Origin of the sequence: Bifidobacterium aerophilum, assembly GCF_010667685.1 — a bacterium.
GTDB classification, from domain to species: Bacteria; Actinomycetota; Actinomycetes; order Actinomycetales; family Bifidobacteriaceae; genus Bifidobacterium; species Bifidobacterium aerophilum.
In genome coordinates this window covers 75,920-91,398 of record NZ_WHZW01000006.1, presented here as the reverse complement: position 1 = coordinate 91,398, position 15,479 = coordinate 75,920, and the positions used below count along the sequence as shown (strand labels likewise).

The window sequence follows — 15,479 nt, the reverse complement described above, 5'->3', positions numbered from 1 at the left end:
CATCTCCGGACGCCCCTCCGGTGGTTCCCGTTTGCTGTCGTACGTTCCCGTCCGTGTGTTCGGGAACGGATTTCGGAACCATGACAAACGGCTTGGTCGCAACGTTTCCAGCCGCATGGTTCCTGAGTTCTTCTTCTTTTCCCACCTAACTTCATAAGGAGAAAAAAAAGATTAAGACATATGCCCAATGCGGAAGGTTGGCCGATCGGGGAACTTGGGAACCAATCTGGGGTTGATGTCCGATAATCGTTGGGATTCCGGCGGTTATGGAGGGTTCCATAATGGCGATTCCTTGGGAGCGAGGGGAACGTATCCGGTTTTCGGGGACCGCGTCCTTCCGTGATCACGTGGTCCCACCTCCACCACGTTGCCATTGTGCGGACCGATGCGCCGATGGCCGTCACGTTGACGGGGTTCATTCCGAATACGGTCTGTTCGGATGGGGTGCCGCCCATTCCCGGCATCATCAGGTCTGCGGTGTTGGGGGCCGACACCCGCATCAGCCTGCCAGAGAACGGAACGGGGTATCGTCGTGAAAGGATTCGGCGACCGGCGCAAGTCGCAGGGGATCTGCCGTCGCGTGTCGTCGAACACGTGTGACGCCTACGTGGAGAACAGGGAGGCATGCCGCGATGAACGGAACGACTCATTCGAACGACGACGACCGTCCTGTGGCGGGTATGACGCTGTATCTGCACACACTCGACCATATCGTCGTCGATGCCGATGAGGGTCCCGAAGTCTACGACCGGGCTGCAAGCCACGGTGTGCCGTCCGTGTGGATCTGCACGCAGGGCGGTGACGTCGAGGGGCATGGCTTCACCGATATGACCCTCTCCATCCGTCTGAACAAGTTTGCCGCCACCGGATACCGGGTGCATGCCTACTACGGCGTGCAGGAGCGTCATGCAATGGACTGTCTCGACCGTGCCTGGGATGAGAATATCCCCGTGGAATTCGCGTTGTGAAAAGAGTGGAGGCTCCCTCGTGTTTGGCACGGTCTTCGTTGTTTTTGCATCATGACCGGTCGGAGGGAGCCTCCGGGCCACCCCTCGCGGGATGGAGTCATGCCCTTTTGCGCGGCCTTCGAGTTGTCTCGTTGGGACGATGTTGCGGGCATGGCATACGGTTCCGTCTTTTAGGGCGTTCTTGCGTTGTTTTTGCTATGACGACGTCCACGGAACCATATGCAACTATACGCTCGGAAGGGGGTCGTGTTGCTCGGCGATTCGCCGTGCGGACGTGCAGGTGCATAGGTCTGCTGGTTCTTTGGCATGCGGCCGCGGGGCCATGAGTATATGCGGGCGTCGGTGCTGTGGTGTTCGGGTTGTTGCCGTGCTGGTTTCGTGAGACACACCATTTGGCTCCCCCTCCCTGTGGTATGCTTACAACCAGTTATCAATGCAAACGGAGTGTTAGCGGACGCCGGTGATGTGTTGTCGGCGCATTTCCTGCGTTGGCGTTCCGTGGGTTGAGACGAGAGACATACGCCTGTTGGCAGGCGGGAAGGAAAAGGGAACCATGGTGGCTAAGCATGCGAGTGGCATCCGCAAGCGGGAGTCGCATCGTCCGGTCCACAAGATCATGACGGCGGGCCTGTCCGCGATCATCGCGGCCGGGCTCCTGAGCTCGACGGCCGTGGCGTTCGGCGCGACCGCGAACCCGGACGGTTCGATCACCGTCGAATCCGGCGACACCCTCAGCCAGATCGCCGAGCAGTTCGGCGGCGACTGGCACGACTACACCGGCTACCGGTCCGGCGACCCGAACCTGATCTTCCCCGGCGAACACGTCCGCGACTCCAAGAAGGCCACCACCGAGTGCAAGGTCACGATCGACTGGGCCGCCGAGGCGCAGAGGACGTACAACGGCGACTACGGCGTCGACCCGGTGCGTCATGACACGCTGGCCGGCAGGTACGGCGCCGAGGCGGCCGACAAGGTGCAGGACCTGGTGAACCTGATGGTCGCGGGCTCGTGGGCTCCGGGCCAGCCGCTGCCCGCGGGCTACGAGTCCAACGAGTGCCTTGTCTCCCAGACGACCGACGGCGACGATTCCGGTGCGAACACCGCGAACCCGTCCTCGACGCAGCCCGACACCGCCACGCAGCAGCATCATGCCACCAAGGTGTGGATCGTCGACCGCAACGGCCACTTCGAGCCGGTCTTCCGCGACGTGCTCGTGCACCACCAGGCGGTCACGCAGACCAGGGACCATGCGGCGGTCACCCGCACCGAGAGGGTGAAGGTGCGCGACGCGTGGGACGAGCAGGTCGAGCATCCGGCCGAGTACAGGACCGTCCACCATCCGGCGCAGACCCACGTCGAGAAGGTGCTCGTCTCCCCGGAGCACACCGTGCACCACGAGGCCGAGTACAAGGACAAGGTCGTCGTGGACAAGCCGGCATGGGACGAGAAGGTCGAGACCAAGCCCGCCTGGACCGAGACCGTGCACCATCCGGCCGAGTACGAGGACAAGGTCGTGGTCGACAAACCGGCATGGGAGGAGAAGGTCGAGACCAAACCGGCGTGGGATGAGAAGGTCGTGGATGTCCCCGCCCACGAGGTCGAGCACGAAGCCGTCACCCACACGGAGCAGAAGCTCGTCAAGGAGGCTTACGACGAGAAGGTCCCCGCCAAGTACGAGGAGAAGACCATCACGGACAAGCCTGCATGGACCGAGAAGGTCGAGACCAAGCCCGCATGGAGCGAGAAGGTGCTCGTCAAGGCTGCATACGATGAGAAGGTCCCGGCCAAGTACGAGGAGCGGACCATCACGGACAAGCCCGCCTGGACCGAGAAGGTCGAGACCAAGCCCGCGTGGAGCGAGAAGGTGCTCGTCAAGGCGGCGTACGACGAGACGATCCCGGCCACATACAGGACCGTGAACCATCCGGCCGAATACCGGACAATCACCGTTCCCGCCGTAACGCATACTGTCCATCACGAAGCGGTGTATAAGACCACCGTGGTATACATCGTCGGTGACGGTGCCGAGTTTCCGAATGCCGAACTGGCCGACCAGCATGCGACCAGCAATGCGCTCAAAGGACTGCCTTGCAACGTCCGCTCCGAGACACGCACCGTCATGGTGACACCAGCCTACGACGAGCAGGTCATCGACACTCCCGCAACCACCAAGCAGGAGATCGTCAAGCCTGCATGGGAAGAGAAGGTGCTGGTCTCCCCGGAGCACAAGGTCCACCACGAGGCCGTGTACAAGACCGTCGACCACCCTGCCGAGTACAAGACCATCGACCACCCGGCCGAGACCCACACCGAGAAGGTGCTGGTCTCCCCGGAGCACACGGTGCATCACGAGGCAGAGTACAAGACCGTCGAGCATCCGGCCGAGTACAAGACCATCGAACACGAGGCCAAGACCCACACCGAGAAGGTGCTGGTCTCCCCGGAGCACACGGTGCATCACGAGGCCGAGTACAAGACCATCACCGTCGTCGACAAGCCGGCCTGGACGGAGCATGTCGAGACCACCTACAAGACGATCCACCATGAGGCCGAGTACAAGACCGTCAAACACCCGGAAATCACCCACAAGGAACAGGTTCTCGTCAAGGCCGAATACGACGAAAAGATCGAGCATCCGGCCGAGTACAAGACGGTGCACCATGACGCGGTCACGCACGTGGAGCGCGTCAAGGTGAGGGACGCGTACGACGAGACCGTCCCCGCGAAGTACGAGGAGAAGACCGTCACGGACCGCGAGGCCTGGGACGAGCAGGTCCTCGTCAAGGACGCTTGGGTCCAGACCGTCCATCACGCCGCCGAGTACGTGGACAGGACAGTCGTCGTCAAGCCCGCGTGGCGCGAGACGGTCGTGGTGCGCCCGGCGTGGAGCGAGACGGTCCGCCGCGAGTCGGGTCGTCGCTGGGTCGAGCCGACCGGCCACTGGGAGTGGCGCTGAGCCGCAAGGTCAGACATCGCTGATGAAACGGAGTCCCCGTCGAGATAATCCCGACGGGGGCTCCGTTTTCGTGCGATAAGAACGCAACGGGGACGTACTCGATACAGGCGAGGTCGAGGAGAGCCGTCGTATGCCGTTCCTGCTTTGCATCTACAGTAGACGCGTCGAAGCGCTACTGGAGTCCGTCGAACAGGTCTTCGACCTTGATATCGAGTGCGTCTGCGATGTAGTAGAGCGTTGAGATTTTGGGCATGCGCCGCGCCTGCTCGATATAACCGATTGAGACGCGGTCCATGCCGACCAGTTCGGCGAGTTTCTCCTGCGAGTATCCACGCTCGCGGCGCAGGTTCTGTACGCGTCGGCCGAGACGCGTCAGATAGGCTTGGAAACCGTCAGTTTGCATATTGTCGATTGCATGACGTCGGCGGTCGCGAAGCCACTAACTCATAGTTAGCAGTTGCCTGTCTGTGGTGCCCGCTCTCGTGTGTAGAGGCCGCCGAGGGCCTGTCGCTCCTCACGCGTGGGCTTGTATCCGAGCGCAGAGAGCGCGTTGGCCAGCGGAATCGCCTCGCGTTCGATTGCTTCGCCGTCGAGCCACACGTACCAATCGATGGCGTCCTCGGCGTCCGCGTACAGCAGCGACAGCAGCGCCATGAGCGGGTTCGTGCGGATCATGGCGTGGAGCTCCCTGTCGAAACGCGCGCGGGAGACGCCTTCGTCGTCGTTGCCGGTGATGCGCAGCCACAGGCCCGTGGCGTCACCCATAGGGTCGGTGTACCGGTCCTCGAACCGGTTCGTGACGAATCTTGATGCCAGTAAGGCGACCGCGGCCTCAAGACTTTGCGGATGACGCTCCGACGCGATGATGCGCGTGATGAAATCGATGTGCCGTGCGCGGATGCGTTCGGCGATGATCTGGATATTGGCCATGAGGTCGGTCCCTTTCGTTCGGTTCGACGGGTGATGTGCCCGTCCTGTCGAACGTTGGGCCGTCGCGGCGTCGCCGCGGTTTTCCGCTGCTATGGGGGTGGTGGGTGTTGCCTTGTTTTCCATAAGGGTCCACGTGGGGGAAGCGGGGCCTTACGAGGCCGACGATATGAAGGCATGCAATGCGGGGTATTGCGGCATGGTGCCTGTTTCTGGGATCTCGTTCCTTTACGACGTATGGTTTCGCGATGTAGGGAACCGGTCATAAACGTTGTGATTCCAACGATTGTGGCACAGTGGCATGCTGACGGTTCCCTGGTCCTCCAGAATGGACGCCTCCCGCATATCACATATGCATATGTTGTGTTTTCTCTTTCTTATACAACAGAGGAAGTGGTAGAGGAACTCGGGAACCTGGATGCCTGCGCCCTTGATATTCCAACGGTTCCATTGGTTCCGCAACAGGTTCCGGAGTCCTTGTACAGGAACGCCGCCGCCCGATGTGTAACTACCTCTCGCCGTCCGCCGCCACGATGCCGCTCCTCGTGGACGGTGGACAATCGTCGTCTTCCAACGCGCGCCTGATCGTGGAGATGCCGACATGGTAGCTGTCGGCGAGTGATTGCAGAGTGCGGCCGCGTGACCGCAGCAGGCGTACGTCCTCACGCTGCTGCGCCGTGAGCTTCGGCTTTCGACCACCTTTGCCAGAGGCGTGCGCTGCGGCCAGACCAGCCTTGGTGCGCTCGATGACGAGTGAGCGCTCGAACTCGGCCAACGCCGCCATGAGGGTGAAGACGAGCTTGCCGTTCGCCGAGCTCGTGTCGATTTGCTCGTGCAGGCTCTTTAGTTCAGCGCCCTTCGAGTGGATGCGATCGACGAGATCGAGCAGATTTCTTGTGTTGCGTCCGAGCCTGTCGAGCCGCCACACGACCAGCGTGTCGCCTTCGCGCAGGTGGTCAAGCGCCGCGTCGAGCTGCGGCCTGTGAGCTTTTGAGCCGGAGACGCCTTCATCGGTGAAGATCCTGTCGCATCCGGCGGCGTGCAGCGCGTCGAGTTGGAGCTGTGGGTTTTGGTCAAGCGTCGAGACTCGCGCGTAGCCGATTTTCATATCTTCCTCCTTGCAGCGCAGCGTTATTGATAACCATTCTCATTTTACTCTCGATGTTCTTGCCATCCCATGCTTGGGGTCTGTGGCGCGATTGCCGTTTTTGCCGTTGCATGGCTGCATTTCGGCACATTCAATTCCGGCAACGAGAAACGGCAAGCTTCATGCCCATTTCCGACGGCCTTTCGCGAGTGGGCGGCTTCTCTGCCGCTACACGAACGTATTCCGGCAACATCAGACTCTTTGAACAAGCATCAGAAAAAGGAACTCCGCCCCATCGGGGCGGAGTTCTAGTGTGCTCAGCTTTCATTTACGCATGCCGGGGTAATCCCGCGACTGACCACGCTCATCACGATAGCTGCGAGCGTGCAGTCCTGATCGATGAGCAGCGCTGTCATCGCATGACGAACCGGTTCGGCCGTGTCGCGACCTGCGAGCCAAGCAAGGTACGCGATGGCTGCATGCGGCTGAACGGCGTACATTCTCGGCCATCCGGCCATCGTGTCCAACGTCTTCAGTGCGCATTCAAGTCGGGCGTTGTCGATGCGCGCATCCGGGTCTTTGAACGCACGTGTGAGCAGCGCGGTCATGCCCTCGCGGGCGCGTTCCGACCTCGGGTCGGTCGCGTAGGCGAGCATGTCGTCCACGTTCAGTGTGTCGTCGATGACCGTGGCGATTAGTGCGTCGCGCACTGCGAGTTGCATGCGGATCGCAGTCGCAAGGCGGATCGTGTCGTGCTTGGTGACGATGCCCGCGCGCTGCTCGCGCAGCGCCGCCAACCAGTCCGTGAATGCGGGGCGCAGGTACTTGGCAAGGGCTTCAGCCCGCCCTTCAGCGGTCAGCCGCTCGCCGAGCATCTGCATCTCCTCGTCCAGTTTCTCTTGCGTCGGCGCTCCCTTCGCGGTCTCGGTGATGTCGCTTTTCTCGATGGTTATGACGGTCATGGCTTCTCCTTGTCGAAATGACTTTTATTGGTCACATCAACATTCGCGCCGGCTTGCCGGCGTTTTGGGAAAAGCCATAACCGCGGGTGTTCAGCCCAGTCCGGCAGCGTCGAGCACCTCGTAGCGGTCGTACTTGTCCGCGTCCGGCACCGGTTGCGAGGTGTCCAGCCAGCCGTAGTCGCCAAGCTCCACGTAGCCCGACGCAACATCATCGCGACCGTATTTTGCAAAATCGAAATATATGTCGAGACTACCGTCGAGTATCGCGTGACGCACGTCGGGATCGCGGTTGATTTTGTCGTATCCGTAGCGTTCTTCACGGTCTGGCGTGTTCTCGATGGTGACGTTATTCGGTAGATCGTAGGGCGAATACGCCATGTCATCCAGTTGAAGAATCGCGTTGCACAGCATCAGCGCGTCCGACGCGCCCGGAAGACAATAGTCGATTGCCAGTTCAAGCCGGTCCCAGTCCTCGTCGGTTGCCAAATGCTCCTTCGCCAACGTGGCCAGAGCGTTAAGCTCGTCGAGGTCTTGGTATTCGTAAACCGTCCAATCAAGACGTTTCAGAAGGCCGTCTTTTTCGAAGTCGTGAATCGCGTATTCGTCGTCGGCACCGTGCCATTGGAACACACGCTCGTCCAGAAAACCGTCGAGCTCGTCCTGCGACACTGGCAACGTAATCCAATCGCCACGCATGAAGCCTGCGTTGTACGCGGCGAGATTAGCGACATAGACACGAATCTCATAAGGGGCGATGTGGGACGGAACGATGGACGTCGGGTTTGATTGCATGATGGTTCCTTTCGTGAGATGGAGGTGCCTCGGAAAGGCCATCGGCGGCCGGCAGGCCGTTTCGCCCGCGCGACCGCCGATGTCCGCTTATCGTCGCCGTGTCAACCTTCGACGTACTCTTTCAGGGAGCGGTAGGAGATCAGGAAGATGTGCCCCGACTTGCGGGCCTTGATCCTGCCCTCTCGGATGAGCCGATACACGCTCTTGCAGTTCCTGAATCCGAGCAGCCGTGTGGCCTCGGCCACGGTCACGGACAGTGGTTCCAGTCCCGGATACAGGGTCCGTCTTCTGCCGGTCGTCGTGCTGTCGTCTTGCCTGTATGCTTCCAGTGTTCCTCGGGTCATGGGTGTTCCTCTCCATATGGTGTTCTATGTGTCTGTTCATGCCGGCTCAGCCGGTCGAACCGTTCGCCGCGTCCAGCAGTGCGATCGTGATCTCCGTCTGGACCGGTGGGGGCAGGCGGTTCAGGAGCTTGGGCCGCTGCTCCGGCTTGAGCCCTCTGATGACGGCGAGTCGTGCCGCGGGTTCCATGCCGGTGACGAGGGTCGCCAGCTGGGAGAATGCGTCGTCAGTGTTCGTCGCGCCGCCGGCGCGGTCTTTGGGCGCTGGCTCGTGCGCCGGTTCGGTCTCGCTGTGCGGGGCGAGTCCGGCCGATTCGGCTTCGGCGTTCATTCCCGCCAGAATCTTGCCGGTTTCGTCACTGGTGAGGTGTTGATAGTGCATCGCCGTCCTCACCTGCGTGTGGCCACCCTGCGCCATCACCGCGCGGATGCTGTTCGTGTACGAGGCCGTGCGCGTCAGCGCCCGGTGGCGCAGGTTGTACAACGGCGGGGCCAGGGCGTCCACGCGCGGTACGGCTCTGCGTGCCCTGTAGTAGGCGTTGCGCAGCGTCTGTGATTTGACGTAGGTGTGGCTGCGCTGCCCCGTGAACAGCAGGGCCGCGGGCCTGTCGTCCACGAACCTGTCGAGATGCGCTTGGATGACCGGCACGAGCCACGCCGGGATGCGTTCGTCTCGTATGCTGCCGCGGGTCTTGGGTTTGCCGGCGATGACGATCTTGCTGCCGTCGCGGCTGACCTCTTTCGCGTTCTTGGTGACGTGCACCGTGCCGCCTTGACCGTCCGCATCGAGTGCGATGTCCCGTCGTTGCAGGGCCAACGCCTCGCCGGGGCGCAGCGCGAGCTGTCCGCACAGGTAGATGGTCAGCGCGAGGCGCGGCGGCATCGCGTCGTGGATGGCTTTAAGCTCGTCCATGTCGATGTCGACGTATTCGCGGTCGCTGTCCGGTCTGGGCACTCGGATCCGTATCGGGTTGCGTTCGAGCAGCGTCTGTCCGCTCGCGTCGAGCGGCTTCTCGCACGCCTCGGCGAATATGCCCGACAGAAGCTCGAACACGCGGCGTTTGATGACCGCGCCCTCGCCTGCCTTGCCGATCCTCATGCTGGCCGCCCATCGTTCGATGTCGTCGGGCGTGATGGAGGCCATCGGCAGCGAGCCCAACACGGGCAGCAGATGATCCCGCAGATACTGGCGGTACTTCTCTCGCGTGGTCTCCTCGATGGGTTCGCCGTCTCGTTTGACCCGGTGCTCCACGTAGTCCGTGGCGTACTGGGCGAACGTGACGCGCCGCGCGAGCCCTTCGTTGCGGGCGACCTCGGGCGGCTTCCAGATGCCCTGCTGGATGGCCCGTTCGGCGTCGTTGAGCCATTTCTCGGCCTCGGTCTCGAAGCCCTCGGCGAAGCGCTTCGTGTAGTACTCGGGCAGCATGCCCGGCCACTTGTAGTATGCCTCCACGGGAGGCTTGTATTTCGCTTCGATGTACTTCCGGCCGGATCTGCGGCTCGTCTTCAGTGAGACTGTGCCGAACCGTCTTCTTGCTCTCGCCATTGTCCGCCGCCTTCGTGTGGAACGTATCGTGGATCGTCTGTGGGGGACCGTGGCTCGTCAGTGAATGACGTAAGGTCCGCGGTCCATCTCCCCAAAACCTCGACCGCCGGCTCCCACGGAGCCGGTTCTCCATGCGGGGTATTCGACGGGACGATGGCGAACGGTCATATCCCTTCTGGGGATGTGGCTTATCGGAGAAACGACGTGAAGCATGGCGATGCCATACGAATGTGATGGAATTGTGATGGCGTGAGTGCGCCCGGGCGACGTGAAAAACGCTCACGTATGCGCTCACGTATGGCGAGGGGAAAACGGTCCCGCATGGCCGTTGGCGGAACGGCGACGCCGCCCGCCCAACAGTCCGAAAACGTTGCAATTCCGCCGTTTTCTCGGCATTCCGGCAACAAAAAAGGGCTTCCAGATTTCTCTGAAAACCCTGTTGGCGGAGGATACGAGATTCGAACTCGTGAGGCTGTTACACCAACACGCTTTCCAAGCGTGCGCCATAGACCACTAGGCGAATCCTCCATTCGTGTTACCTCAGCGCGAACGCGTCAGCACACAATTTGGATATACTAGCACGATATTCGGAATTACCAAATCAAATAGGCGGAGGATACGAGATTCGAACTCATGAGACCTTCACGCCAGCACAACCACAGATAGTCACAAACCGCGGTTTTCCAACGATCAGCAGACCTCGCAACCATAGATCACCCTCATCATACAAACAATGGTCTTCGGCGTGTCACAAGACACTCCGAAGACCATATCACCAGCCGAATCGTCAGTCGTGCCGCATGCCGCACGCCGCCGACAGCCGTCATCGTCAAACCAGCTGGTCAACGACCGTCAGACCATCGGCGGCAGACACCCAGCCACCGGCTATCGCACGACCTTCGGCCATCGCACAATCCCCGGCCATCGCCGGACCTCCGATCAGTAGTTGTTCGAACCCGGACCCTCAAAACGCACCACGAAACCGCGCTCATAGTGCAGGAACACGTCCGCGCCGTACCGATCCACGTCGCGGTGCGTGAACAGCATGCGGATCGCGAACGCGGTCTGCACGTCCTCGGGCAGCTCCTTGAACGCCTTGTGCGCATCCCAGCCGGTCGTCGGCGACACCGCACGGTCCGGCACGTACGCATAGCCGTAGCCGTCCTCGTTCACATACCCCATGAACGGCAGGTCCCATGCGTTGTTGTCGGCCAGCGCCTGCTTGAAGTCCTCGACGGCGGCCAGCGCCTTGTCGTCGATGCCGAACTTCCTGGCGACCTTGTTGGCCTCCGCGGTCTTCGCCGCGGCATCCTGGCCGAACATCGACTCGTCCACGACGATCAGTTTCTCGTTTGCCATGATCACTCCTTACGAACGCAGTCAAACAGTTACGCAAACCGGACATGATCATGTTATATATAACACGTAAATCATCCGGCATATCACTGCGATTATGACGTCGCCCCTCGCGACACCATTTACGATATCACTGATCCCATGTGCGAAAATCCTTGCAAATGTGCGTTTCTTCGCCTTCGAGCACATTATCCGACATACCCACACATTGATACGTATACCATATTCAACCATGTTCATATACACAAAATAGAACATGATGAATGTTCGCTTCTGCGGCAGCGCGGCGTGTCTTCCGTGACATTCACACGAGCATTAGGTGGCGAAGTTGCGCACATACTCCGTTTCCTACCGACCGGTAGTCAACGACGCGGTACGCTCGGTGCAGTTGTGTGACAGTAGGGAGATGAGCATGGCCGAACCAGGAGACCAGCGATGGCGCGTGGACGACATACGCGACACGTCGATGCAGACCCGCCTGATTCCGCTTTCCGCCCTTGAGGACGAAGGATTCGACGTCGCCGACGACTCGGCGAACGGGACCGGCGCAACCTCCGCCACTCCCCCGCAACCGCTTCCACCGAGCTTCTATCCCACCAATACCGGCCGCATGCGTCCGATCATCCCCGCGCAGGCATCCCCTGCCGCGCCGGCATCGTCCGTCATGGCCGCTCCATCGACGCCGCAGCCGGCTCGATCCGGTCACGACAGCACCCCGCAGACCGCACCGTTCAGTTCCGTAGCGCCCCGCACGCCAGCGACGGCCGCGAACACGTCCGACTCGCTCTCCAGAATCGCGCAGCCCGCCTCGGATCCGGACAACGAACCGGGCGCCGCAACCGATCAGACGTCGGCGCCGCCCCATGTCCGGATCAGTTACTCGCTGCAGTACCGCGCGCTGCATCCGCGCGACTAGGTGCGCGACCACCGCGCTTGTTGACCGCGCTGTCCGCACTCACTTGTGATACGGCTCGTGCGCGTTGATCTTGTACGCGCGATAGATCTGCTCAAGCAGGATGACCCGCATAAGCTGATGCGGGAACGTCATTTTCGAAAAACTCAGCTTGTAGTTCGCGCGACGCAGGATCGCGTCGTCCAGTCCGATCGAGCCGCCGATGACCAGCTGGATATGACTCACGCCGCGCAGTCCCAGCTGGTTGATTTCGTTCGCGAGACCTTCCGACGTGAGCATCTTGCCGTCGATCGCCAGCGCGATCACGTACGCGTTGTCACGCAGATGACGCGCGATCCGTTCGCCTTCCTTGGCTTTGATCTGCCGTTCGACGCCCTCGCTCGCACGGTCCGGGGTCTTCTCGTCGGCGACCTCGATGATGTCGAGCTTGCAGTAGCGGCCCAACCGCTTGCTGTACTCGGCGATGGCGTCGCGCAGGTACGATTCCTTGACCTTGCCGACGGCGATGATGTCGATCTGCATACGTTCTCCTTATGATCTGCCGATTATGGCCGACTCACGCAAAAGGGTAGCCGGCAAAACCGGCGAATCCGGTCTGCCGACTACCCTCGGTCACCACTGTCCCGATATCGGGAACGCGTCACTTCGCGATGAGCGGGAGCACCTGCTCGTCGAATGCGGTGAGCGCGGTGTCGATCACGTTGTGCATGTCGTAGTACTTGTACGTGCCCAGACGGCCGCCGAACACGACCTTCGGCTCGGCCGCGGCCTTCTCCGCGTACTTCGCGTACAGCGCCTTGTCCTCGTCGGTGTTGATCGGATAGTACGGCTCGTCGCCGCGCTCCGCGAAGCGCGAGTACTCCTCCCACACCACGGTCTTCTCGTGGTTCTGCGAGTCGTGGCGCTCCGGGTTGAAGTTCTTGAACTCGATCGCGCGGGTGTACGGCACGTCCGCGTCCGAATAGTTCATCACCGGGCAGCCGAAGTGGTCGTCCTCGTCGTAGCGCACTTCCTTGAAGTCGACCGTGCGCCACTTGAGGTCGCCCAGCTCGTAGTCGAAGTACCGGTCCACCGGGCCGGTGTACACCACCGGCACGCCCGCGGCGAGCAGCGCCTTCTTGTTGTACGGCTGGGATTCGTCGAAGAAATCGGTCTTCAGCGACACCGTGATGCGCGGATCGTCGATCATGCGCTCCATCCACGCGGTGTAGCCGTCCTTCGGCAGACCCTCCCACGTGTCCTTGAAGTAGCGGTTGTCGTAGTTGAAACGCACCGGCAGGCGCTTGATGATGTCGGCCGGCAGGTCGGCCGGGTCGGTCTGCCACTGCTTGCCGGTGTAGTTCTTGATGAACGCCTCGTACAGCGGGCGGCCGATCAGCTGGATGCCCTTGTCGTTGAGGTTCTGCGGATCGGTGCCGGCCAGCTCGCCCGCCTGCTCCTCGATGAGCTTGCGCGCCTCGTCCGGCGTGTACGACGCGCCGAAGAACTGGTTGATCGTGCCCAGGTTGATCGGCAGCGGGTAGACCACGCCGTCATGCGTCGCGTACACGCGGTGCACGTAGTTCGTGAACTCGGTGAAGCGGTTGACGTACTCCCACACGCGCTTGTTGGACGTGTGGAACAGGTGGGCGCCGTACTTGTGGATCTCCGCGCCCGTCTCCTTATCGAAGTACGAGTACGCGTTGCCGCCGATGTGGTCGCGCACGTCGATGATGTGCACGCGCGCGCCCGCACGCTCGACCGCCTGCTGAGCCACCGTCAGACCGAACAGGCCCGCGCCGACGATCACCAAATCCGGATACTGCACGTTGTCCGTCATAACCATAAACCTTCCATGCACGATGTTCGTTTCCCCAGCAGTCTATCGTATGGGGGCTATCGAACGCGTTCTCGAACACCCGCACGGACGCACGCCGCCGCGCACGGACGCACGGCCGGCCGCATATGCAAGGACTCCCCCGACCGGAGTCAGGGGAGTCCCATCAACAATCAGCGACAATCAGCGAATCGCGTAATCGTCACGCATAGATGTTGCGCGGACGCATGTCCGACGGCAGACCCTCCAGCAGGTGCATGACCGAACGCGATTCGAATACGGAACGGATGCCGGCGGCCAGCAGCGGCGCGACCGACAGGACGGTCATGTTCGGCAGGCGCTTCTCCTCCGGCACCGGCACAGTGTTCGTGACGATGATCTCGCGCGCGCCGCAGTCGCGCAGGCGTTCGATGGCCGGGCCAGACAGCAGGCCGTGCGTGGCGACGAGCGTGACGGACGCGGCGCCCGCGTTGCGCAGCGTGCGCACCGCCTCGCAGATCGTGCCCGCGGTGTCGATCATGTCGTCGACGACCACGCAGTCACGGCCCTTGACGTCGCCGATGATGCCGTGCGCGGTCGCATGGTTCGGACGCGTCGTGTCACGCGTCTTGTGGATGAAGGCGAGCGGCAGGTTGCCCAGCTTGGCTGCCCACTGCTCGGACACCTTGATGCGGCCGGCGTCCGGGGAGACGATCGTGGCGTGCTCCATCGGCACGTTGTTGCGCACGTAGTCGAGCAGCACCGGGGTCGCGGTCAGATGGTCGACCGGACCGTTGAAGAAGCCCTGCTCCTGCGCGGCGTGCAGGTCGATCGTCATCATGCGGTCGGCTCCGGCGGCGCGGAACAGATCGAAGATCAGACGGGCGGTGATGGGCTCGCGGCCGAGGTGCTTCTTGTCCTGACGCGAGTAGCCGAGGAACGGCGCGACCACGGTGATGGAGCGGGCCGAGGCGCGCTTCATCGCGTCGATCATGATGAGCTGTTCCATGATCCACTTGTTGATCGGCTCGGTGTGGCACTGCAGCACGAACGCGTCCGCGCCACGCACCGGCTCGGTGTAGCGCACGTACATCTCGCCGTTCGCGAAATCGTAGGCCGTGGTTTCGAGGACCTCGGTTCCCATGCACCGCGCCACTTCCTCCGCAAGTTCGGGGTACGCGCGACCGGTCACCAGCACGAGTCGCTTATCCGGTGTGCCTTCGAGAATCGCCGACATGATCCGCCTTCCACAATCGTCAGTCACCGCACGGTCGCAGCCGAACGGTCGAGAAAATAGCCGTCTCCCAATATAACAACGACGGTGTATGTGACGTGCCGCGCACGATGCGGCGCGATCCCTGCCGCTGTCGCGCGGTGACGATACTCTATACAGGTTGCCCGCATGCAAGTGCGGGAACGCGTATACACACTCCTGCCACGGAACGTCCGTGGCCGAATAGTCCGAAGGAGGTGGGTGATGTCTGCGCATAAGTACGAACTGATGTTCATTGCCGATCCCGAGCTGGATGAGCGCGGTCTGAAGAAGCTGACCGAGCAGTATCTGGAACTCGTCACCAAGGAAGGTGGTTCCGTCGAGAACACCGATATTTGGGGACGTCGTAAGCTCGCTTACGAGATCGCCGGCAAGACCGAAGGCAACTACGTCGTGGTCAACTACACCTGCGAGCCTGCCGTCAGCGACGAGCTCGACCGTGTGCTGAACCTCAACGAATCCGTGATCCGTACGAAGATCCTTCGTAAGGACGCCAAGTAAAGCTTTCCTCAGCGCAAGCTGAACGTGAGCCATCACGCGTAAGTAAGGTAAGAAGGTAACGT

Annotated in this window: 15 protein-coding genes and 1 tRNA gene; 4 read left to right on the top strand and 12 right to left on the bottom strand. The window is 61.5% G+C overall.

The window, feature by feature from the left end; translation table 11 throughout:
• The first annotated feature begins 632 nt into the window (after positions 1-632).
• Both GFD25_RS03705 and GFD25_RS03700 read left to right on the top strand, forming a co-directional pair.
• The gene (locus GFD25_RS03705) at positions 633-968 is read left to right on the top strand and encodes a hypothetical protein (protein WP_034528695.1); all 336 of its coding nucleotides are present in this window, start codon (positions 633-635) and stop codon (positions 966-968) included.
• Between the two features lie 553 nt (positions 969-1,521).
• Positions 1,522-3,924, top strand: coding sequence for a LysM peptidoglycan-binding domain-containing protein (locus GFD25_RS03700; RefSeq protein WP_163230084.1), 2,403 nt, complete (start codon positions 1,522-1,524; stop codon positions 3,922-3,924).
• A gap of 172 nt (positions 3,925-4,096) precedes the next feature.
• On the opposite strand, the gene GFD25_RS03695 is transcribed toward GFD25_RS03700, so the two are convergent.
• The 9 genes from GFD25_RS03695 to GFD25_RS03655 form a co-directional block, all read right to left on the bottom strand.
• The gene (locus tag GFD25_RS03695; protein ID WP_051922930.1) at positions 4,097-4,327 is read right to left on the bottom strand and encodes a helix-turn-helix domain-containing protein; all 231 of its coding nucleotides are present in this window, start codon (positions 4,325-4,327) and stop codon (positions 4,097-4,099) included.
• Between the two features lie 47 nt (positions 4,328-4,374).
• A complete protein-coding gene (locus GFD25_RS03690) occupies positions 4,375-4,854 on the bottom strand; it encodes a hypothetical protein (RefSeq protein WP_034528700.1) in 480 nt (159 codons plus the stop codon).
• A gap of 505 nt (positions 4,855-5,359) precedes the next feature.
• Positions 5,360-5,959 carry a recombinase family protein gene (locus tag GFD25_RS03685; RefSeq protein WP_163230082.1) on the bottom strand — a complete coding sequence of 200 codons (600 nt, stop codon included), beginning with the start codon at positions 5,957-5,959 and terminating at the stop codon, positions 5,360-5,362.
• A gap of 296 nt (positions 5,960-6,255) precedes the next feature.
• Entirely contained in the window at positions 6,256-6,900 is a 645-nt protein-coding gene (locus tag GFD25_RS03680) for a hypothetical protein (RefSeq protein WP_034528705.1), read from the bottom strand.
• A gap of 90 nt (positions 6,901-6,990) precedes the next feature.
• Positions 6,991-7,692, bottom strand: coding sequence for an antirestriction protein ArdA (locus tag GFD25_RS03675; protein WP_051922931.1), 702 nt, complete (start codon positions 7,690-7,692; stop codon positions 6,991-6,993).
• A gap of 101 nt (positions 7,693-7,793) precedes the next feature.
• Positions 7,794-8,036, bottom strand: coding sequence for a helix-turn-helix domain-containing protein (locus GFD25_RS03670; protein WP_034528707.1), 243 nt, complete (start codon positions 8,034-8,036; stop codon positions 7,794-7,796).
• A gap of 46 nt (positions 8,037-8,082) precedes the next feature.
• Positions 8,083-9,579, bottom strand: coding sequence for a site-specific integrase (locus GFD25_RS03665; protein WP_084686158.1), 1,497 nt, complete (start codon positions 9,577-9,579; stop codon positions 8,083-8,085).
• A gap of 440 nt (positions 9,580-10,019) precedes the next feature.
• Positions 10,020-10,107 (bottom strand) — tRNA-Ser (locus GFD25_RS03660).
• Positions 10,108-10,518: 411 nt separating this feature from the next.
• Positions 10,519-10,938, bottom strand: coding sequence for a glycerophosphodiester phosphodiesterase (locus GFD25_RS03655; protein WP_163230080.1), 420 nt, complete (start codon positions 10,936-10,938; stop codon positions 10,519-10,521).
• A 409-nt stretch (positions 10,939-11,347) separates the two neighbouring features.
• On the opposite strand from GFD25_RS03655, the gene GFD25_RS03650 reads away from it, so the two are divergent.
• Entirely contained in the window at positions 11,348-11,851 is a 504-nt protein-coding gene (locus GFD25_RS03650) for a hypothetical protein (protein WP_163230078.1), read from the top strand.
• A 39-nt stretch (positions 11,852-11,890) separates the two neighbouring features.
• Here GFD25_RS03650 and rlmH read toward each other — a convergent pair whose 3' ends face one another.
• The 3 genes from rlmH to GFD25_RS03635 all read right to left on the bottom strand — a co-directional run bounded on the left by rlmH (position 11,891) and on the right by GFD25_RS03635 (position 14,880).
• Entirely contained in the window at positions 11,891-12,370 is a 480-nt protein-coding gene (rlmH, locus tag GFD25_RS03645) for a 23S rRNA (pseudouridine(1915)-N(3))-methyltransferase RlmH (RefSeq protein ID WP_163230076.1), read from the bottom strand.
• Between the two features lie 118 nt (positions 12,371-12,488).
• Positions 12,489-13,667 carry a UDP-galactopyranose mutase gene (gene glf / locus GFD25_RS03640; RefSeq protein WP_163230074.1) on the bottom strand — a complete coding sequence of 393 codons (1,179 nt, stop codon included), beginning with the start codon at positions 13,665-13,667 and terminating at the stop codon, positions 12,489-12,491.
• Between the two features lie 199 nt (positions 13,668-13,866).
• Positions 13,867-14,880 carry a ribose-phosphate diphosphokinase gene (locus GFD25_RS03635; protein WP_163230072.1) on the bottom strand — a complete coding sequence of 338 codons (1,014 nt, stop codon included), beginning with the start codon at positions 14,878-14,880 and terminating at the stop codon, positions 13,867-13,869.
• A 240-nt stretch (positions 14,881-15,120) separates the two neighbouring features.
• On the opposite strand from GFD25_RS03635, the gene rpsF reads away from it, so the two are divergent.
• Positions 15,121-15,417 (top strand): 30S ribosomal protein S6, encoded by a 297-nt coding sequence (gene rpsF, locus GFD25_RS03630; RefSeq protein ID WP_033496384.1) that lies wholly within the window; start codon positions 15,121-15,123, stop codon positions 15,415-15,417.
• The last annotated feature ends 62 nt before the right edge of the window (positions 15,418-15,479 follow it).